The 17,744-nt window shown below is 59.6% G+C and carries 17 protein-coding genes and 1 tRNA gene; 8 read left to right on the top strand and 10 right to left on the bottom strand.

Going from position 1 to position 17,744, the window contains the following annotated elements; genetic code table 11:
• Window positions 1–252: 252 nt before the first annotated feature.
• Window positions 253–990 carry a hypothetical protein gene (locus Enr8_RS16025; RefSeq protein WP_146433295.1) on the top strand — a complete coding sequence of 246 codons (738 nt, stop codon included), beginning with the start codon at window positions 253–255 and terminating at the stop codon, window positions 988–990.
• 28 nt (window positions 991–1,018) lie between these two features.
• On the opposite strand, the gene Enr8_RS16020 is transcribed toward Enr8_RS16025, so the two are convergent.
• Window positions 1,019–2,599 carry a S10 family peptidase gene (locus tag Enr8_RS16020; protein WP_146433293.1) on the bottom strand — a complete coding sequence of 527 codons (1,581 nt, stop codon included), beginning with the start codon at window positions 2,597–2,599 and terminating at the stop codon, window positions 1,019–1,021.
• 549 nt (window positions 2,600–3,148) lie between these two features.
• Here Enr8_RS16020 and Enr8_RS16015 point away from each other — a divergent pair.
• Window positions 3,149–3,544, top strand: a complete 396-nt coding sequence (locus Enr8_RS16015; protein WP_246120102.1) for a beta-lactamase family protein — start codon at window positions 3,149–3,151, stop codon at window positions 3,542–3,544.
• Window positions 3,545–3,719: 175 nt separating this feature from the next.
• Window positions 3,720–4,652, top strand: a complete 933-nt coding sequence (locus Enr8_RS16010) for a hypothetical protein (protein ID WP_146433290.1) — start codon at window positions 3,720–3,722, stop codon at window positions 4,650–4,652.
• A 27-nt stretch (window positions 4,653–4,679) separates the two neighbouring features.
• On the opposite strand, the gene Enr8_RS16005 is transcribed toward Enr8_RS16010, so the two are convergent.
• The 3 genes from Enr8_RS16005 to Enr8_RS15995 form a co-directional block, all read right to left on the bottom strand.
• The gene (locus Enr8_RS16005) at window positions 4,680–7,772 is read right to left on the bottom strand and encodes a protein kinase domain-containing protein (protein ID WP_146433288.1); all 3,093 of its coding nucleotides are present in this window, start codon (window positions 7,770–7,772) and stop codon (window positions 4,680–4,682) included.
• A 173-nt stretch (window positions 7,773–7,945) separates the two neighbouring features.
• Complete coding sequence (locus tag Enr8_RS16000; protein WP_146433286.1) at window positions 7,946–8,182, bottom strand: hypothetical protein; 237 nt, start codon at window positions 8,180–8,182, stop codon at window positions 7,946–7,948.
• 27 nt (window positions 8,183–8,209) lie between these two features.
• On the bottom strand, window positions 8,210–8,653 hold the full coding sequence (locus Enr8_RS15995) for a hypothetical protein (protein ID WP_146433284.1): 444 nt from the start codon (window positions 8,651–8,653) through the stop codon (window positions 8,210–8,212).
• Between the two features lie 368 nt (window positions 8,654–9,021).
• Between Enr8_RS15995 and Enr8_RS15990 the strand changes: the two genes are divergently transcribed.
• Window positions 9,022–10,155 (top strand): aminotransferase class V-fold PLP-dependent enzyme, encoded by a 1,134-nt coding sequence (locus Enr8_RS15990; protein WP_146433282.1) that lies wholly within the window; start codon window positions 9,022–9,024, stop codon window positions 10,153–10,155.
• Between the two features lie 129 nt (window positions 10,156–10,284).
• Window positions 10,285–10,767: a sulfatase family protein gene (locus Enr8_RS25835; protein WP_222434875.1), complete on the top strand. Its 483-nt coding sequence runs from the start codon at window positions 10,285–10,287 to the stop codon at window positions 10,765–10,767.
• Window positions 10,768–10,779: 12 nt separating this feature from the next.
• Here the strand turns inward: Enr8_RS25835 and Enr8_RS15980 are convergent, their stop codons facing one another.
• A complete protein-coding gene (locus Enr8_RS15980; RefSeq protein ID WP_146433279.1) occupies window positions 10,780–11,538 on the bottom strand; it encodes a class I SAM-dependent methyltransferase in 759 nt (252 codons plus the stop codon).
• A 337-nt stretch (window positions 11,539–11,875) separates the two neighbouring features.
• Between Enr8_RS15980 and Enr8_RS15975 the strand changes: the two genes are divergently transcribed.
• Genes Enr8_RS15975 through lepB form a run of 3 tightly spaced genes read left to right on the top strand, consistent with a single transcriptional unit; the run spans window position 11,876 to window position 13,784 of the window.
• Window positions 11,876–12,943 carry a radical SAM protein gene (locus Enr8_RS15975; RefSeq protein WP_186767689.1) on the top strand — a complete coding sequence of 356 codons (1,068 nt, stop codon included), beginning with the start codon at window positions 11,876–11,878 and terminating at the stop codon, window positions 12,941–12,943.
• Window positions 12,944–12,952: 9 nt separating this feature from the next.
• Entirely contained in the window at window positions 12,953–13,219 is a 267-nt protein-coding gene (locus tag Enr8_RS15970; protein ID WP_146433275.1) for a hypothetical protein, read from the top strand.
• Entirely contained in the window at window positions 13,188–13,784 is a 597-nt protein-coding gene (gene lepB / locus Enr8_RS15965) for a signal peptidase I (protein ID WP_146433272.1), read from the top strand. The genes Enr8_RS15970 and lepB overlap by 32 nt, the downstream gene beginning before the upstream one ends.
• A gap of 27 nt (window positions 13,785–13,811) precedes the next feature.
• On the opposite strand, the gene Enr8_RS15960 is transcribed toward lepB, so the two are convergent.
• From Enr8_RS15960 to Enr8_RS15940, 5 genes are all read right to left on the bottom strand, one after another.
• Window positions 13,812–14,024: a hypothetical protein gene (locus Enr8_RS15960; RefSeq protein ID WP_146433270.1), complete on the bottom strand. Its 213-nt coding sequence runs from the start codon at window positions 14,022–14,024 to the stop codon at window positions 13,812–13,814.
• A 210-nt stretch (window positions 14,025–14,234) separates the two neighbouring features.
• A tRNA-Pro gene (locus tag Enr8_RS15955) sits at window positions 14,235–14,309 on the bottom strand.
• A gap of 84 nt (window positions 14,310–14,393) precedes the next feature.
• Window positions 14,394–15,392: a ParB/RepB/Spo0J family partition protein gene (locus Enr8_RS15950; protein ID WP_246120101.1), complete on the bottom strand. Its 999-nt coding sequence runs from the start codon at window positions 15,390–15,392 to the stop codon at window positions 14,394–14,396.
• Window positions 15,385–16,131 (bottom strand): ParA family protein, encoded by a 747-nt coding sequence (locus Enr8_RS15945; RefSeq protein ID WP_146433268.1) that lies wholly within the window; start codon window positions 16,129–16,131, stop codon window positions 15,385–15,387. Before Enr8_RS15945 ends, Enr8_RS15950 begins: the two co-directional genes overlap by 8 nt.
• 254 nt (window positions 16,132–16,385) lie before the next feature.
• Window positions 16,386–17,723 carry a DUF1015 domain-containing protein gene (locus tag Enr8_RS15940; RefSeq protein ID WP_146433266.1) on the bottom strand — a complete coding sequence of 446 codons (1,338 nt, stop codon included), beginning with the start codon at window positions 17,721–17,723 and terminating at the stop codon, window positions 16,386–16,388.
• Window positions 17,724–17,744 lie beyond the last annotated feature (21 nt).

The following is a 17,744-nucleotide window of genomic DNA, read 5'->3' as shown; positions in this document are numbered from 1 at the left end:
AGCGTTTTTCTGATAGCAGTAGCGTTTCTGGCGTTGGTGAGGCAAGCTGGTCAAGGCGACCGAAGCAGGCGAATCCTCAAGATTCGTCGATGCAGGTCAACGCCGACCAGCGCGGCCACAACCAGCCACAACGATACAGATGGAGGAAAACCGCTCTAAGGCCCGGCTCGCCAAGAAAAACGATTGACTTTCCCGCCGTTGGTTGCCCTAATGGCCACACCGCCCCCCTCTCCAGAGAAGCGAGTTAGCGCCATGCATGAGACGTTCCCATCCCCTTCGATCGCCTTCCGCATACCTGGCGTTTGGGCGCATCCCGGCGAGCTAATCGAGCGATTGCCAGAGGGATTTCGTCTGACGCCGGATTCGATGTTCTTGCCTGACGGGACCAGCGTCGAGTTCATCCCGATGCCGCCCGATGATCGCTTCGCTCAGATCTTCGCCTCTTCTTATCGCGAGACGCCGACGGCGGAGGAGATGGAAACCGTCTCTCGTTACTCGGTCAATGTGGGGCTCAAAGGACCAGGCGGATCGCTCGAGGCGGCGCAAAAGATGATGGAGTGCGCCACCGCGATCATCGATGCAGGGGGTGCAGGCGTCTTCATCGACAATTGCGCTTTGGCTCATGGCGGCCGCGACTGGATCGAGATGACGGCCGCCGGTAACTCCGACGCACTCAGCTTCGCCTATGTCTCAATCATCCGTGGCGAGAGCGAGGCCCACACCATGGGGATGCACGCACTCGGTTATCCCGACCTGCAGATGTCGCTATCCGACATCAACGAGAACGGGGACGAGATTATCGAACTGCTGCGTTACGTCTGCCGCGGCGACAAGCCGATCGAAGTCGGGCACTTGATCGCCGATCTCAAGGGCTTTCGCTTGCAAGTTGTCGAGAACACGAGCGATGACTTTCCGCCCGACAGCCCGATGCACAATCCGTTCGGTCGGCTGCGGTTGGTCAACCTGCAAGACATCGCCGACAGCAACTAGTCGTCGGCGACGCTGCGAACGCGATCCTCTACTCGTATCGCGCCGGGGTTCCTTCCTTCGGCAGCGACGCTTTGATGAACTCCCGGATGTCGTCGTTCGCCAGCTCGATGTCTTCCGAACGCAGATACATCATGTGTCCGCCGCGATAGCCTTTATAGCTCAGGCGATCTTTCATCCGGCCGCTCGGATCCAAGTGCCACATCGTGTATTTGGCGTCAAAATACGTGCAGGCGCCGTCGTAGTAGCCAGACTGGATCATCACCTTCAAGTACGGGTTCATCGCCATCGCTTGCCGCAGGTTCTCGCCGGTGCGATCGCCATTGCGATCCCAACGCCCAACCGGGCCAAACATGTTGTATTTGACGTCGGTTTTGAACTTCAGTTCGTTGGGGAAGTACCAGTTGACGGCCGGGGTGAACGAGTGGAGCCACGACGCCAGTTCGGCGTTGAAATCGGGAGAGTTTCCGGCGTCCTGACGATCGATTCCTTTGTAGCGTGAATCCAACCGCCCGATCGTTTGCCCTTCGTCACGCAGCAGCTCTTTCCAAAAGAAGTTGGTCGGCACATCCAGATTGTGCTGGGCGACGACCGCTTCGCTGAGGCCCGAGTACTTCGCGTACGTCTTGATCGCTTCTTGGCGATCGTCGTCGCTCGCCCACGCGCCGCGGGTCATCGTCGGCAGCAGTTTGTCGATCGTAAACTTCTCGGCCTGTTCCAGCACTTCCAGCAAGTCTTGCTGCTGCAGCTTCTTCGACAGCTTGTTGTGGTACCAGGCGGTCGCCGCGTAGTAGGGCAAACGATTCGCGGCGCCGACCGGGCCTTCGCGATCGATCCCCAGGTCCGTCGGCGAGACCAGGATCACGCCGTTCAGATACATCCACTGGCTATCCTGCAGCTTGTACGCCAACCCCGACACCCGCGTCGTGCCGTAGCTTTCGCCGATCAGATACTTGGGCGACTGCCAGCGATTGACACGTGTGACGAACGTGTTGATCCATTCCGCCAGGTAAGAAATGTCTTGATTGACGCCAAAGAACTGGCTGGCGTTTACCTTTTCGCCTACCACCCGCGAATAGCCGGTGTTGACCGGATTGACGTAGACGATGTCGGCGACGTCCAAGATCGAGTGCGGGTTCTCATGCAGGCCATACGGCTGAACGGGGTAACCTTCGTCATCGATATTGATCATCCGCGGCCCGGTGTAGGCCAAGTGCATCCAAACCGAAGCCGAACCCGGTCCGCCGTTGAACGAAATCAACAGCGGCCGACGCTCGGCATCTTCGACATCGGTGCGGCGATAGTAGGTGTAGAACAACGTCGCGATCGGCTTCCCCTCGCCATCCCAAACCGGCAGCGTGCCGACGGTCGCCTCGTACGGAATCTTCTCTCCCTTGACCGTAACTTCATGCTGGGTGACGACGCGAGTCTCGACCGGGATCGAACGTCCGGCATCTTCCAGCTTCAGCGTCGTCGTCTCTTCTTTGACGCCGTCGGCCGGCGCCTCGTCTTTCGCCCAGCCAGCTTGCGGAGAGCCGAGGACCAGTTGGATCGTCAAGACAAACGGAATGCCGAGCCAGAGGCGCGACGGCGACGTACGAAAACGCGGCATGGGAGAGATTCCTGTGGGCGGAGAAAGGCTGCGGCTACCTTCCGTATTATAATTGCCGCTCTTGGCGAGACAGCGGTCGTCCCATTGTTATCTATTCTCTGTTTTTCCCTTGCGCATCTTTGCAATGGCCGACGGGGCCACTTTGACCAAAAGCACGCTCATTTTTCCCTAGAATTATCGCGAGACTCTTCGTCCGATCGACTTGCGACGACGTTTTTGGGGAGTTGAGAATGAACGCTCCCCCTTCCAATCGGTCGCCTGTGCGACTCCCGCCTATCTCGAAAGCTACTCCAATGCATCGTCGTCAAATCCTCAAGTGGAGCCTAGTCATGGGAATGAGCGGGCGTCTCTTCGCCGCCGTTCAGCCGCGTGGAATCGACGAAGCGGACAAGATCTTGACGAAAGCGACGACCAGCGGCCAGGTTAACTCGGCGACCCTGCATGTGGTCCGCAAGGGAAATACCTTTACCCGGGCGTACGGCGCCGATACGACCGCCGACTCGATGTATCTGCTCGGCGCAAGGACTTGGCAAGTTCTCGCTTGCCGAGATGGTTCCCAGTCAAACCGAATTCGCCGCGCCAGAAGCGGGGCGCGGCGACCCGACCGCCAAGACTTGGGACTGGAACAGTCTCTACTGGCGCAAACTTGGTTCGCCGTGGGGCACGACGCATTGTTCGGCGCCCGACACGGCCAGATTGATGCGGTCGAATCAAAACGGCGCCGGGATCAAGTCGCGCGGCCTTGGGTTCGACGTTGGAACTACACTTGGGGGCGTAGGATGCTCGGAAGAAACGTTTGGGCACTCTGGCTCGACCGGGACGCTGGCCTGGGCCGATCCCGACACTGAAACGATCTTCGTCGCGCTTACCTCGCTTCCGGCTCGCGCCGTCACGCCGCATCCCCGGCAGTTGGTTTCTGAGCAAGTCGCTGGCGACCGAGGCTAAAGCGCAAGTCCCTGCCCAAGCCGCCTGGACCCCGCAGATCGCCTGCGGTACGACTCAAACGCAGGCTTTCATACCCAGAACGGCTCTTCACTCAAGTCACGCTTGCAGCAAGGTCGATGGAACCAATGCTATCGACTTGAACGATCTAGCGCATATTCTTGAAGGCGGCTGTTCCATGGCGAGACCGATTTCGACAACTTGCTGGCTGATGTCTCTGCTAACGCTGCTATCCCTGGCAAGCGTGACGGCTGCGCAAGAGTTCTCGACGTCCGATACCAACGTCGGCTACATCGATTCAGCCTTCCCCGGTTCGCAACTTCGTTTCCGGTTCGATTCGGCCTACGACAACCCAACGCCTGACCGCGCCGAGTTCTTTTACCGTGCGTCGACCGCGGCAACCGGCGCACCGATCTCGCCTGCCGAAACCAACGTCGACTATCAAGAGTTCTGGACCTATCTAGAGCTGGCGGTCGCTTCCAACGTCTCCCTCTTCATCGATGCGCCGGTACGCATGGTCAACCCTGACATCTCCGCAAACACCGCCGGCTTCAGTGATCTGCAGGTGGGCGTTAAAGGCATACTGCTAGAAAGCGAATGCGACATCCTCACCGGCCAGATACGGGTCTACGCGCCGACCGGCGACGGTTCGCGGAAACTTGGCACAAGCCATGCGACCATTGAGCCTGCGTTGTTATACGCTCGCCGCCTTGGTCCGCAGACGATGCTCGAAAGCGAGTTCCGCGTCTGGACGCCGCTGGAGTCGACGGTCGTTCCGCAAGGGCGCTTCTCGGGTCCGATCCTGCGATACGGCGTCGGAGTGGGGCACGATCTGTTTCAGTTCTCGTCGCCCTGCGGATGCGAGACGAAGAAGCTGACGGCCGTCACCGAGTTCGTTGGCTGGTCAATCCTCGACGGCTTGGCGACTGTGCCTGCGACGCCGACCATGGCGACGATCATCGACGTCGATGGCGATACGATCGTCAACGGCAAGTTTGGCCTCCGCTACACGCAATCGCGCCATAGCGTCTACGTCGGCTACGGTCGCGCACTAACGGGCGACGTCTGGTACCACGATATCTTGCGAGCCGAATACGCGATTCGTTTCTAGCAGCCTGTTGAGAAAATCAACGGACTGCTAGTCATCCACGGTCGATCGCTCGGCCAGCAGTTGCTGGAATTCTGCTTGATCTTGCAGCGGCAGGAACGCCTCGGCGAGCGTCTCTCCCACCTGCAGCGAATCGAGCGGGTCGCCTAGTTCCCACGCCTTTCTTAGCTGGGCGACGGCGTTTTCTCGCAGTGCATCGGCAGAGAGCGCATCTTGCGCGTTCGGCGATGACGACTCTCGCTCTTGCAGCAGCAAAGCGCCGCTGGCCAGCCACTTTGCGGCCTGCAGTCGCGCCGCCGGATCATCAGGGAACGCCTGAAGATAGGCTTCGATCATCGTCATCATTGACGCGACGTCGCCGCTGGCCTGGTTCGATTTGACGGCCAGCACGAAGTCGTTACGCAAGCTCTGCGCGAACTCGTCGTTCTGGGTATTGGTCACAAAGGCCTTGATATGCAGCGGCAGCGCCTCATCTAACAGCGACTGAACTTCCGCCGGCTTCTTCTGGATATGAAACACCAAGGCGCGGTTGTACTTAGAATTACCGAGCCGCAGCCCATATCCGGCGTGATCGGGGTACTCGTCCGACAGCTGCGCCAGGATCGTCTCAGATCGCTTGAAGTAGTCGGCCGCCTGATCGAGTTCCCGCTGCCGTCCGGCGAGCGCTCCTCGGCTGTTCAAAGTGTTGGCAAGCTCGCTCTTGAGATGTACATACCGAGGGAACTGAATGACGAGACTCTCCAGCAGTTCAACCGCGTTCTCGTTCGCCATAACGGCGGCCGGCAAATCTCCCAATGAGGCCAACGTGTTGGAGAGATTGTTCTGGAAGATCGCCAGGTCTTCCTGCTCTTCGGGGCTCAGATCACCGCCGGCATGCAGCGTTACCGCTTCGCCAATCCGGTCGCGTGCCTCTTCCAGTCGCTCGGTCTTTTTCAACAGATTGCCGTAGTTGTTCAGCGTCCGGCCAAGATCGAGTCGTAGCTTGTCGTGGTCGACCGCCGTTTCGTCCTCAACGAGGCGCCGCAGTTTTTCAATCGCCGCCTGGTAGTCTTGCTCGGCGGCGGGCGATTCTCCATATTCGTCGAGCAACATACCGCGGTTGTAGAGCGCGCGGGCCAAACCATACTGGTCGGTCTCTTCGTTGCCCGCGGTCGACGTATTCGCCTCTTGAATCGCAACCGCCTTGTTGACCGCCTCGAGCGCTCCGTCGATGTCCCGCGGATTGAGCAGGACCGACAACCAGATGTAGCTTTCGGCAAGTTGGCGGCGATGCTTCGGGGCGGTCGGCTCTTCCGTCTGCAGATCGGTCAACAACTCAATAGAGGTCGCAAAGGCCTCTTCGGCGGAATCGAACTCGCCCAGTTGGCGAAAGAGGTTGCCCATCGATTGATGCAATACCGCCGTTTGATGACGTAGCCCGCTGTCGTTCGGCCGCTGTTGCACAAACCGCGTATAAAATTCGGTCGCTTTGGCGAGCAGCTCTTGCCGTCGCGTTTCGGCCCGGGGCACGTCGGCCAGCAACTTCGCCTGCTCCGCCATTTCGTTGACCGCCAACCGGGCGACGTCCAGCATCTCGGTCGCCTGTTCGCGTTCGGCGGCGACCAGCGTCCCTTGCTGCCGTGTGGTGGCGGCGAAGTAGAGCGTCGACGTTCCAAAAATCAACAGCGACGCGGCGAGTCCGGCCGACAGGGTCGCGATCAGCGGGCGACGTTTGCACCACCGGGCGATCCGTTGCCCTCGCGTCAAACGCCGGGCGAGAATTGGCTCGCCCCGCAGATACCGCCCCAGATCATCGGCCAGTTCTCCGGCCGATGCGTAGCGACGCTCGGGACTTTTGTCGAGGCACTTCATGCAGATCGTTTCGATATCGGTGTCGGCCAAGCGCGAGATCGAACGGAGCGATGGCGGTTCTTGCGTGCAGATCTGCGACAGCAGGCTAACGACGTTCTCACCGCTGAACGGAACGCGGGCCGCGATCAGCTCATACAAGATCGCCCCCAGCGAATAGACGTCTGACAATGGACCAACCTGCGACATGTTGCCGGACGCTTGCTCGGGCGACATGTAGGCAGGCGTACCCAGCAGCTGCCCCGTTCCGGTCAATTCCGATCGACCATCGAGCACCTTCGAAAGGCCGAAGTCGGTGATGCGGGGATTGCCATCTTCATCGATCAGAATGTTGGCAGGCTTAAGATCGCGATGAATGATCCCTTTGCTATGCGCGTACTGGATCGCGGAGGCGAGCGTGCGAATAATGTCGGCCGCCCCGCGGGTGCTGAGCGTCGAACTCCGCATCCGTTGGAACAGACTCTCGCCCGGGATGAAGGCCATCGTAAAAAAGTGATGGCCCATTTGCTGCCCGACATCGAAGATCGGCACGATGTTGGGATGATCGAGCCGAGCGGCCGCTTCCGCCTCGGTCTTGAAACGCTGAATCTCCTCTTGCCCCGCCAGTTGACCGCTGAGAATCATCTTGAGCGCCACGATCCGGTTGGCGTCGATCTGGCGAGCCCGAAACACCACCCCCATTCCGCCGCGGGCAATCACGTTCAGCAGCTCATAGCGACCGAACTGGGTGCCGCTCGCCAACAGCGGCTGACTGGCCAGCTCGCGTTCGTAATTGGAGTCGGCCGGCAGCGTCTCGTTAGCTTCGTTCGCTGCAGCGTTTTGCGGGGCGATAGTTTGATCGAGCAAGTTAAACAGCGCCAGACTGACGTCGGCCTGAAGTTCCGGATAGCGGACGGCCAGCGAGTCGTACCGCGGCGGCTCGCTCACTTGGCGGCGATGTTGGACGTCAATTTTCAGGAGCGCTACCAGCAGTCGCTTGCGCGTCTCTCCATCGACCCGTCCAAGATACTCCGCGATGTCAGGTCGCCGACCAATGCCCCACTGTTCCGCAAACTCTTGGCGGATGGCGTCGACCAACCGTTGTTTTGAATCAGAACCATCGTTGGCGGAGGAGAGGGTCGCGTCGCTCACTTCAATCAAGTCCTTCCACTCCGGCGCCGGAAGCGCCGAATTGGTTCCGCGCCCATCATCAGGCGGCGAAATCAAATCAGGAGAACGACTTCCCGGATCGACCAGAGTCGGCGACGAATAAAGTGGGGGAGGTTTATTCGACAAGGAGTCTCCCTGGCCTGCCAGCGAGGGAGAGTAAACAGTCGCCTAGGATTATAGAGCAGCAGTTGACGAAAAAAAGCGTCAAACCCGTTCGCCGCCAACAAGATGGCGGCGATTTTTTCTCGGGCAATCTATCTCTCTTTTTTCTTGCGCTGTCTCAACGGATCCGCTACTTCTTAATCCACAGCCAGCCACTGCAAAACGAATTGCGCATAGGCGTTCCAGATCTCGGGAAAGCGGGTCACGTTCGGAATGTGATTCACCTCCAGCAAATGCGGCTGTCCGTCGGGCGAAACGATATAGTCATTCGCCGCGATCTCGAGTCCGAACGCTTGGGCGACGCGCTGCGTATCTCGTACCAATCGTGGATCAGGCTTGATAATCTCCGCCGTCGGATGATGTATCGATTTCAACCAACCGTCCCCCTCCAGCTTGATCTGCTAGAATTGATCGCCGATGACGACGACCCGCACCGCGCCTCCGGCCAGAAACGGTTCGACAATCGACGACTCATCGGCTTGCCAGTCGCCGCTAAACTCCTGTTTATTTTCGCCACAGTGCCAATCCCCCCACTTGGCGACATGGTTCGATTCTGCGAAATAGGTCGCACCGGCCGAGGCAAAACCACGCGCAGGAGCAGCGAACTCCGAAAACCGCAGCGCCCGAACCAGGCACGGCAGTTTCAAGCGACAGTCCATCATCGCTTTCGCATTAGGCAAGCAAGGGCCTCCCCACACCGCGAGCCCTGCAATGAGATCATGGTCGTGTTCAAAGATGCCGTGGAACACCACCTTAGAAACGGCCGTCATCCCGAATCCGCTCGACGCGTCGACCAACAGGCGGCCCTGTTGAACGACGATCTTCGGCAGCATTTCATGGGCCACGACCGCTCCCGGAACCTGGGACAAGAAATACGCGTTCTGAGGCGCATCGAGACCAATAAAACAGATTCGACCTGACATCATCGCAACCTTAGGAAGGAAAGTCTTAAACGGCGCCGTCCGCCCCCGTTTGCTTGGCGGCCGCGCAAAATTTTGCACTCGTATTACCGACAGTTACGGCTGTTAGGGGGTTCAGGCAAAACCGCAGATGCGACCCTCCCATCGTTCAAGCGAAAATTGATCGCAACCCAGTTTTCTTCTATCTCGCCCCTACTCCGCGCCATGGGCCGAAACTGATTCAATGGGTTCGCCGTGCTAGCTGCCCGGCGAGTCGAACGAATCGAATCTTTGCAACCGCAACGGCCCAATTGATGCCTGACTTTCTGCTCGATCCTGACGTCATCTTTCTCAACCATGGCTCGTTTGGCGCTTGCCCGCGAGCCGTGTTCGACGAGTACGTCCGTTGGCAACGGGAACTAGAGCGACAGCCAGTTCGTTTCTTGCAGCGAGAGCTTCCGCCCCTGTTGGCTGACGCGCGACAGTTAGTTGGGGAATATCTTGGCGCACGATCGCACGAGATCGTCTTCGTCCCCAATCCAACCTTCGCCGCCAACACGATCGCCCGCTCGCTTGCTTTGGGACCGGGCGATGAGGTCCTGCTGACCGACCATGAATATGGCGCGTGTCAATTTGCGTTTGACTTCGCCGCGAAGCAAAAAGGGTTCCGCGTCGTCCAACAGCCGATCACGCTGCCGGTCGAATCGAACGAAGCGATCGTCGAACAGTTCTGGCAGGGAGTCACCCCCAACACCAAGCTGATCTTCATCAGTCAGATCACCTCGCCCACAGCGCTGACTTTGCCGGTCGCCCAAATCTGCCAGCGAGCCCGGGATGCGGGAATCTTGACGATGGTCGATGGCGCCCACGCACCGGGCCAGATCGACGTCAATTTGACCGAGATCGGCGCCGACTTCTACACGGCGACCTGCCACAAATGGATGTGCGCCCCCAAAGGCTCTGGCATCTTCTACGTCCGTGAAGATCGCCAGGCGATGATCGATCCGCTGATCGTCGGCTGGGGCTGGGGCCCCAACAAAACGTTCCATCGCGAGAACGAGTTCATCGAACATCATGAGTGGCTGGGCACCTACGACCCGGCCGCGTACCTGGCCGTTCCGGCGGCGATCGCCTGGCAACGAGAACAAGTCACGCCGGAGGTTCGTCAGCGGTCGCAAGACTTGGTGCGCCAGGCGGTCGAACTGGCGTCGCAAATTGAGGGGATTGAGCGAGTGCATCCTGACGAGTTCTTCCGTCAGATGGGGCTGATCGACGTCACGGCACGCTGCACAGATACCGACGCGCTGAAGTCGCGGCTGCACGACGAATTTCGAATCGAGATCCCAGTGATTCGCTGGCAGGATCGCGTCTTCATCCGAGTATCGGCGCATGCGTATACGAAGCGAAAGGATATCGAAGCGCTGGTGCAAGCGATCCAAGTGATCTAGCGGACCGGCGGATCCGTGGCGGCGCGATCGGCGAAGTTTGCACCCCATGCGGGCGGATACTAAACTCTGGCATTATCCCTCCCAATTTCCGCTGAGCCAAATGCCCTACCGATCTCGGGCTATAGCACCATGAAACGTCAAATTCTCGCGACCGTGGTCGGTCTGTTGGCCTGCGCCGGTTCCCCCGCCTTTGCGGTCGAGCAGCGTCCCAACGTCATCGTCATCGTCACCGACGATCAGGGCTTCAGCGACGCCGGCTTTCAGGGATGTCGCGAGATACCGACGCCTCATATCGATGCGCTCGCGCAATCAGGTGTGATCTTTGACGCCGGCTACGTGACTCATCCCTACTGCAGTCCCAGCCGGGCTGGTTTGCTTTCGGGACGCTACCAACAGCGATTCGGCCACGAGTGCAATCCTAACGGCAAAGAGATCGACGACCTTGCTAGCACCCGCCCCGAAAAAGCGAAACAGCTGGCCGACATGATCAAGAAATGGGATGCGGAAAACATCGCTCCCATCTGGCTCGACCCGCATGGCCCGAATGTCCGCAAGGAAGAAGCGGCCCGCACGCAGGCTGTTAATGCGGCGAGCCAAGGGGAGAAGAAGTAGTGGTAGCGACTACTACGGCGTCGCGTTCTGATTCCGCGGACGGCACACAAACCAGGCTTGGCTGCTGAACCAACCTCCTAAGAATCCGATGGGGGAGAAGAGAGTCCGTTCGATTTTCAAGTGGTTGCGAACTATCTGCCGCATCGCCCGCCAGTTGAACCCATAGTGCGAATGCGACGTACCGTAGACCGGACGATCGAACTCAGTCGACTTATTGGCGAAGATCATTCGTAGCGAATCGCGAAACGCGTACTTCTCGTAGTGGCGATAGTCGCTCAGGCCCCGCCAAGCCGCCATTCGCCGAACCGCCGACTTAAGCACAAACGTCGGCCCGATCTCGATCGGAACGCTAATGATCACCTTGCCCGTCGGAGCGACCAGGCGAGCCAAATCGCTCAGCACGATTTCGACGCTCGGCGCCGGGCAATGCTCCAGCGTTTCCATACAGGTCACGACCGAGTAGGCGCCCGCGTGACGCTCTTCGGCGAGATCGCTGATTTCATAAAACGAGAGGTTAGGAATCGACGCCAGTCGTTTTCGGCAGTCGACGATTTGCTCGACCGCGATATCCGCGCCGGCTCCTTCTTCGATTTGGTTGGAGGCCATCCCCAGAAACGTTCCGTCGCCGCAACCGTAGTCGAGCAACTTGGGAACCGACGACCCAACAAGATCTAGCCCTACGCGAAATCGGGACCGATGACTCCACGCGATAATCCCGCTCTTGCAATCGAGTTGCTTACGGTAGTAGTGACCATCGGAAATGGCGTCCACGAACTCTCCCTTGTGCGGGCCGAATCGGCGTTGCGGGAATCGAAACCGTCTACTTTATCAGACCAACTTTGGGCGAACAATCGCCGAAACGTCGTGCTGAACGGCTGAGTATGACCATCGACCGACTCAGAAAAAACCCATCCAATGGCGATCATGCGATGCGCAATGCATCAGCATTTCTATCGTAGCGGAGCGACGGCGAGAGTTCGCCCCATACTTGTTCGATCAAGGGCGCAAGATGCTTGCCCAAACCGCGACTTCCAGGATAATACACCTACCAAGGGGGAACGCACGCCAGCCTTTGGCGGAACCAATCCAGCGGGAAGGAGCAACGCAAATGCACGCAAAATTCGGCCTAACGCTGGTCGTCAATCACGCGTGCAACCTTCGTTGCTCGTACTGTTATACCGGCGCAAAAATCAAACGCCCGATGTCGGCGGGCGTCGGACGACAGGGGATCGACCGAGCCCTGTGTTCGATCCGCCGGGACGGAGCGATCGAACTCGCCTTCTTCGGGGGCGAGCCGTTGATCGAAGCGGAGCTGATCCTCGATCTGGTGCAATATGCTCGCGTGGCGACCGAAGAGCGGGGCGTGCAACTATCGCTCAGCATGACGACCAACGGAACGATCGACTCGCCGGCCGCTTGGCAGGTAATGACGCTGCCCGATCTGCATTTAGCGATCAGCCACGATGGTTTGCCGAACGTGCATGACGCCAAGCGTCTGACGGTCGATGGAACGCCTAGTTCGCAGCGCGTCGAAACAATGATGGCGCGACTGCGTGACGTGGGCAAAGAATTCAACGTCGTCATGGTGGTGGAGCCAAGCAACGTCGATTCGCTCTCCGCCGGTATGCAGCACCTTTATTCGCTCGGCGTCCGCCAATTCGATCCGTCGCTCAATCTGTGGACGACCTGGAATCAAGCCGATGGCGAGCGTTTGCAAACCGCGATTGCCGGCGCCGCTGACTTTTGGGCGTCGCGACTTCCCGACATCAGCGTCAGTTGGTTCGACGAAAAAGTAGTGCGGGCCTCCGGCGTGCCGATTTCCGACACAGCCCGCTGCGGATTTGGCCATGCCGAGATCGCGGTCGCTCCGGCGGGCAACCTTTATCCCTGCGAGCGTCTCGTTGGCGCCGATGAGCCTGACAATCCGATGCGGCTCTCCGGCGATGTTCACAGCGGCGACGATTTCCTCGACCGCCCTTCCCTACCGGGTATGCAGATCGCCGAGTGTACCCCCTGCGTCTTGCAATCAATTTGCAACACCAAGATCTGCCGCTGCAGCAACTACATTCGAACCGGTGACGTTAATCGCCCGGATCGCTTGCTCTGCCTGTTAGATCAGGCCTCTAGTCGCGAAACAAACCGCGTCCTACAGACGCATGTACTCACCACTTCGTAAGGTGCACCGATGGACGAAAAACCGACCGACGACAAGTCGCTAGCAGACCTGCCGCCTGTTGCTGAGACTTTGCCGCCATCCACGCCGCTGAAGAGCCGCGCCGTCGATGCGATACTGTTTATCATCGCTGGGGCCGGCGCCCTGGTACTGCTGGGGGGAACCTTGACTCCCTGCATGGGAGCGACCCGGTCAGCCAAGCTGAAGTGGGAAGAGCGACAAATGCAAATCGAACAAGCGGTCCGTGATGCTGAAGCCAGCCAGTCCGAAACCGAATAACGACGCGCCCGCCGGCAAACGTTACGCCGCCGCGGGTCGCAAAATGCTGCGCTATGTGGAGCGCGGTTTGGCGATCTTTGGCGCCATCGTCGGGTTCTACTGGCTGACGATGGATTACGCCGTCGTCATCTCGCCGTCGATGGCGCCGACGCTAGTCGGGACCAATCCGGACGACGGCGATCGCGTGATTACCGAGAAGGTCACCCGCTGGTTTCGCCGCCCGCGCCGCTGGGAAGTGATCACGTTCATCTCCGACATCGGCGACAAGCGAATGAAACGGGTCGTCGCCCTGCCGGGCGAAACGGTCCAAATGGACCGCTCCGGCGAACTGCTGGTCGACGGCAAACCGGTCGAATTTCCGCCGTCGCTCGACCTCAAGTATCTGAAGTTCGGCAACCTGGTCGACGGCCATCCAATCCCCTGCGGCGACGGCTATTATGTGCTGGGGGACGACCTCAAAGATTCCGACGACAGCCGCTTCAACGGGCCAGTACCGCCGCAGCGGATTGTCGGCCGGGCCTGGTTGATTGTCGGGCCGACGGATCGATTTGGTTGGGTGCGGTAGCGATACGCTGGGTATCACGCCGCCCCCTCAAAGCTCATCCGCCGCAAACACGCACAGATATCCCGCGGGTCCAAATGTGGTCAGGTGACCGAACATTTCTTCGTCCTCTTCTAAGATATCGGTGTAGTCGCCCGGTTTGAGCCATTGCAAATGCACGGTCGGGTCGTTTGGCTTGGCGTAGCGGACGATTTGGCATCGCGAGGGGGGATGTTGGAAGAGAGGTTTGAGATCGTAGGGCATGAGATATCCGAGGGGAGAAGAGATAGCGCGACGTTGTTGGTCTATGTGATGCTACTCGAAGAAGTGAGTAGAAAGGAGAACAGTAGACCGAGTAGAGTGGGAGAAAGCTGAGCGGCTAGATTTCGAGACAGCCCCGGCAATTTCGGCCGAGACCCCTTTCTTTCTACTGCTCTACTTTCTCCCCTCTACTCTCTACTTGCCGAAGGCAAGTCGGGGTGACAGGATTCGAACCTGCGACCCTCTGCTCCCAAAGCAGATGCGCTAGCCAGGCTGCGCTACACCCCGAGTTAGTCCCCGATCTTATCCGCCGAGCGGGAACCTGGCAATGACACGTACGCTATACATCCTTACACAAGCCGGCACGTTTTTCTAGCCGGCTTTCCGCAGTTCGGTCGCCCCGCCCAGCAAATGGTCCCGAATCCGGTCGAATTCGTCGTTCCCCTTGAAGTGCAACACAATCTTGCCGCCGCGGGCCGATTGCTTGATGTCGACCTTGGTCCCCAGGGCCATCCGGAACTCCTGCTCCAGCGAGGCGACCTGGTCGCTGACCACGCGCCCCTTTTTGACCGGCACCTTGATCGTGGCCGGGCCGTCGCTGGCGTGAATATAATCCTGGACCGCCTCTTCGGCGCCACGGACGCTCCAGCCCTCTGCAAAGATCCGCCGGGCGAACTCGACCTGGATTCCTTCTTCCCCCAGCGGCAGCAGCGCCCGGGCATGTCCGGCGGTCAGTTCACCGGTCATCACGGCGGTCATTACCGGCTCCGGCAGTTCGAGCAGACGCAGCAGGTTCGCCACGGTCGAGCGATCGACGCCGATCCGCTCGGCAAGTTCCGATTGGGTGCAGCCGTTCTCGTGCAGGTACCGCTCGAACGACATCGCCTTTTCAATCGCGTTCAGGTCTTTCCGCTGCAGGTTCTCCACGATCGCCAACTCGGCCACCGTCTGGTCGTCCGCCTCGAAGACGCGAACCGGCACTTCGTCCCAACCGGCGACGATCGCGGCCCGCAGACGACGTTCGCCCGAGATCAACTGGTAACGCCCGTCCACCTGGCGAACGGCGATCGGCTGCAGCATGTCATGCTGCTGGAGGCTTTGCGCCAGCTCGGCGATCTCTTCGTCGTTGAACTCTTGCCGCGGTTGGTACGGGTTGGCGTCGATCTCTTCGACCGGCAGCTTCAATAGCCGCTCGCCGCCAACCTCGGCCGGGGCCGCTGGAGCCTCAGCCGCTGGCTGTTCCTGATGGTCGGGGTTGTAGACGCGCGGCGAGCCCGCTTCGATCGGGGCTTCCATCGGAGCGCCATTCTCATCCATCGGCCCGCCCAACAGGGCCGCCAACCCACGTCCCAGCCGTTTTTGCTTAGTCACGCTCCAACACCTCCATGCATAGTTCAATGTAAGCCCGCGCTCCTCGTGAGCGGGGCGCATGATCAAGGACCGAACAACCGTGGCTGGGCGCCTCGCTAACGAGCACGTCCCGGGGCACCACGGTGTCGAAAACCACTTCGCCGAAAAAGTCGCGGACCTCGTCCTCGACCTCGGCGGTCAATTCCAATCGTGGATCGTGCATCGTCAGCACGATCCCGCCAAACGCCAATCGGTCCGGCTTCTTTTGCATGACGCTGCGGATCACCTGGATCATCTGCGTCAGACCTTCCATCGCGAAGTACTCGCACTGGATCGGCATCAGCACCTCGGTCGAAGCCGAGAGGGCCGTTTGCGTAAGCTTGCCGACCGACGGGGGACAGTCGATCAGGACGAAGTCGTAGCCCGCCATGCCGCGCTCCAGATGAGACTCCAGCACGGCAGCCTGCGGCTGATCGTCCGACGCCAACGTTTCGACATCCTGGAAGCTGCGGCTGCCCGGCAACAGGTCGAGCCCAGGAAGCGCCGTCGGCTGGATCGCTTCCCGCAGCGACTGCTGCAGGACCAGCGGATGCCGGTCGGTCGGCGTCAGGCTCAATCCGGTCGTCGCATTACACTGCGGATCGAGATCAATCAGCAACGTCTTCTGGGCAGACTTGGCCAGCGCCACGGCCAAGTTAATGGCGGTGGTCGTCTTGCCGACGCCTCCCTTCTGATTCGCGATGCAGATGATTCGAGCCACAGGTCCCCTCACGTTCGGTCGCTCACCGCCACTTGGCGATGTGCGGTTGGAGATTCTAGCGAGGAAGCGCGCAAACGCGGAATGTCATTTCCCCCGTGAAAAACGGAAATCGGCATGTTTCACGTGAAACGGAGATCCGGCACGATTTCGCCTGTTTCACGTGAAACGCCCAAATTACGCAAAAAGGGCGTCCCGAACATTTGCCCGGCACGCCCTTGTGTTGGTCGCGTTTCACGTGAAACGGTGACGATTGGCTAGGAGCTTGACGTCTTGGCAAGCGGATTGAAGACCAGCCCGCTGAGCAGCTTCGGATAGAAGTAGGTGCTCTTGGCGGGCATCCGTTCGCCATGTTCGCTGATGCTGCGAATGTGATCGATCGTCGCCGGCATGACGATCGCCGCCAACGGATAGGGCTGACCGCCGTTGTCGGGATCTCCCTTTTCGATCCCTTCCTCCACTTCGCTCACCAAGTGCACGTAGTTGGCTTTCGGCAGATCCTTGGCGCCCAGCAAGTTCTCAATCACCAACCCGTGCAGGATCGAAACGCCCAGTCCTTGCCAGTCCTCGCTATGCTCAGCGGCGATCTCGGCCATCTTGGTCATGCCCGCTTCGTTGATCGTCGCCATCACCCAGGTGTTGTCGATCGGACAGTAGAAACCGATCTGCCCCTGGTTGTCGGCGGTGGCGATGTCGGTCCAGATCATGTCGGCCTGCTCGGCGCCTTGCCCGGCCAGGGCGACGTCAAAGTAGTCGCCCAGCTTGGCGACCAGGTCACTGGAGCTCATCGCGGGCAGACCGCGAAACATCCGATGCGTCGGCAGGACGATCATTCCGTCGTCGCTCATGCTGACCAGCATCGTCATCACGTAGTTGGCCGGATGGCCCGCGGTCAGTTCGCCCGACTCGGCCAATTGGTCTTTGTAATTGCAGGCGGTCTCAAACCGGTGATGCCCGTCGGCGACATACATCGGGGCGTCGGCGATCGCGGTGGCGACCTGCGAGATGATCGGCAAATCGGTCACCGGCCACAGACGATGCACGACTCCCAGGTGATCGGTCGCGACCAGCGGCGTCTTATCGATCACGTAGTCGTCGAGCAGTTTCTGGGTCTGATTGCCCGGATCGGGATAGAGGCCGAAGATCTGGCTCAGGTTGGTTTTGGTCGCGTTGAACAACTTCAGGCGATCCGCCTTGGCCGACGAGTGGGTTTCCTCGTGTGGGTAGATGTTCCCTTCGCCAAAGCGAACCAGCTTCACCCCGGCCATAAAGCCGTGGCGGACGTACTTGGTTCCTGCCGCTTCAAACTCTTGGTGATAGACGTAGATCGCCGGGTCGGCTTCTTGCGAGAGAACCCCTTCGCGGATCCAGGTCTTCAAAAAGCGCTCGGCTCGGTGGTAGCGATCGTTGGCGTCGTCGTCCCCGGGCTCTTCGCGGTTCAGGATCAGCCGCACCGCGTTGGCCGGATGCTTTTTGTACAACTCATCCTGTAGCTCGGGACCGATCACATCGTAGGGCGGTGCGACGACGTCGCTGAGCGAGCCGACGTGGCCCAGGTCGTAGCGGAGTCCGCGAATTGCTTGAATCTCTGGCATTCGATGCTTACTCGTCTCAGT

This window comes from Blastopirellula retiformator, assembly GCF_007859755.1.
Classification (GTDB): domain Bacteria; phylum Planctomycetota; class Planctomycetia; order Pirellulales; family Pirellulaceae; genus Blastopirellula; species Blastopirellula retiformator.
This window is presented reverse-complemented; position numbering and strand designations above follow the sequence as displayed.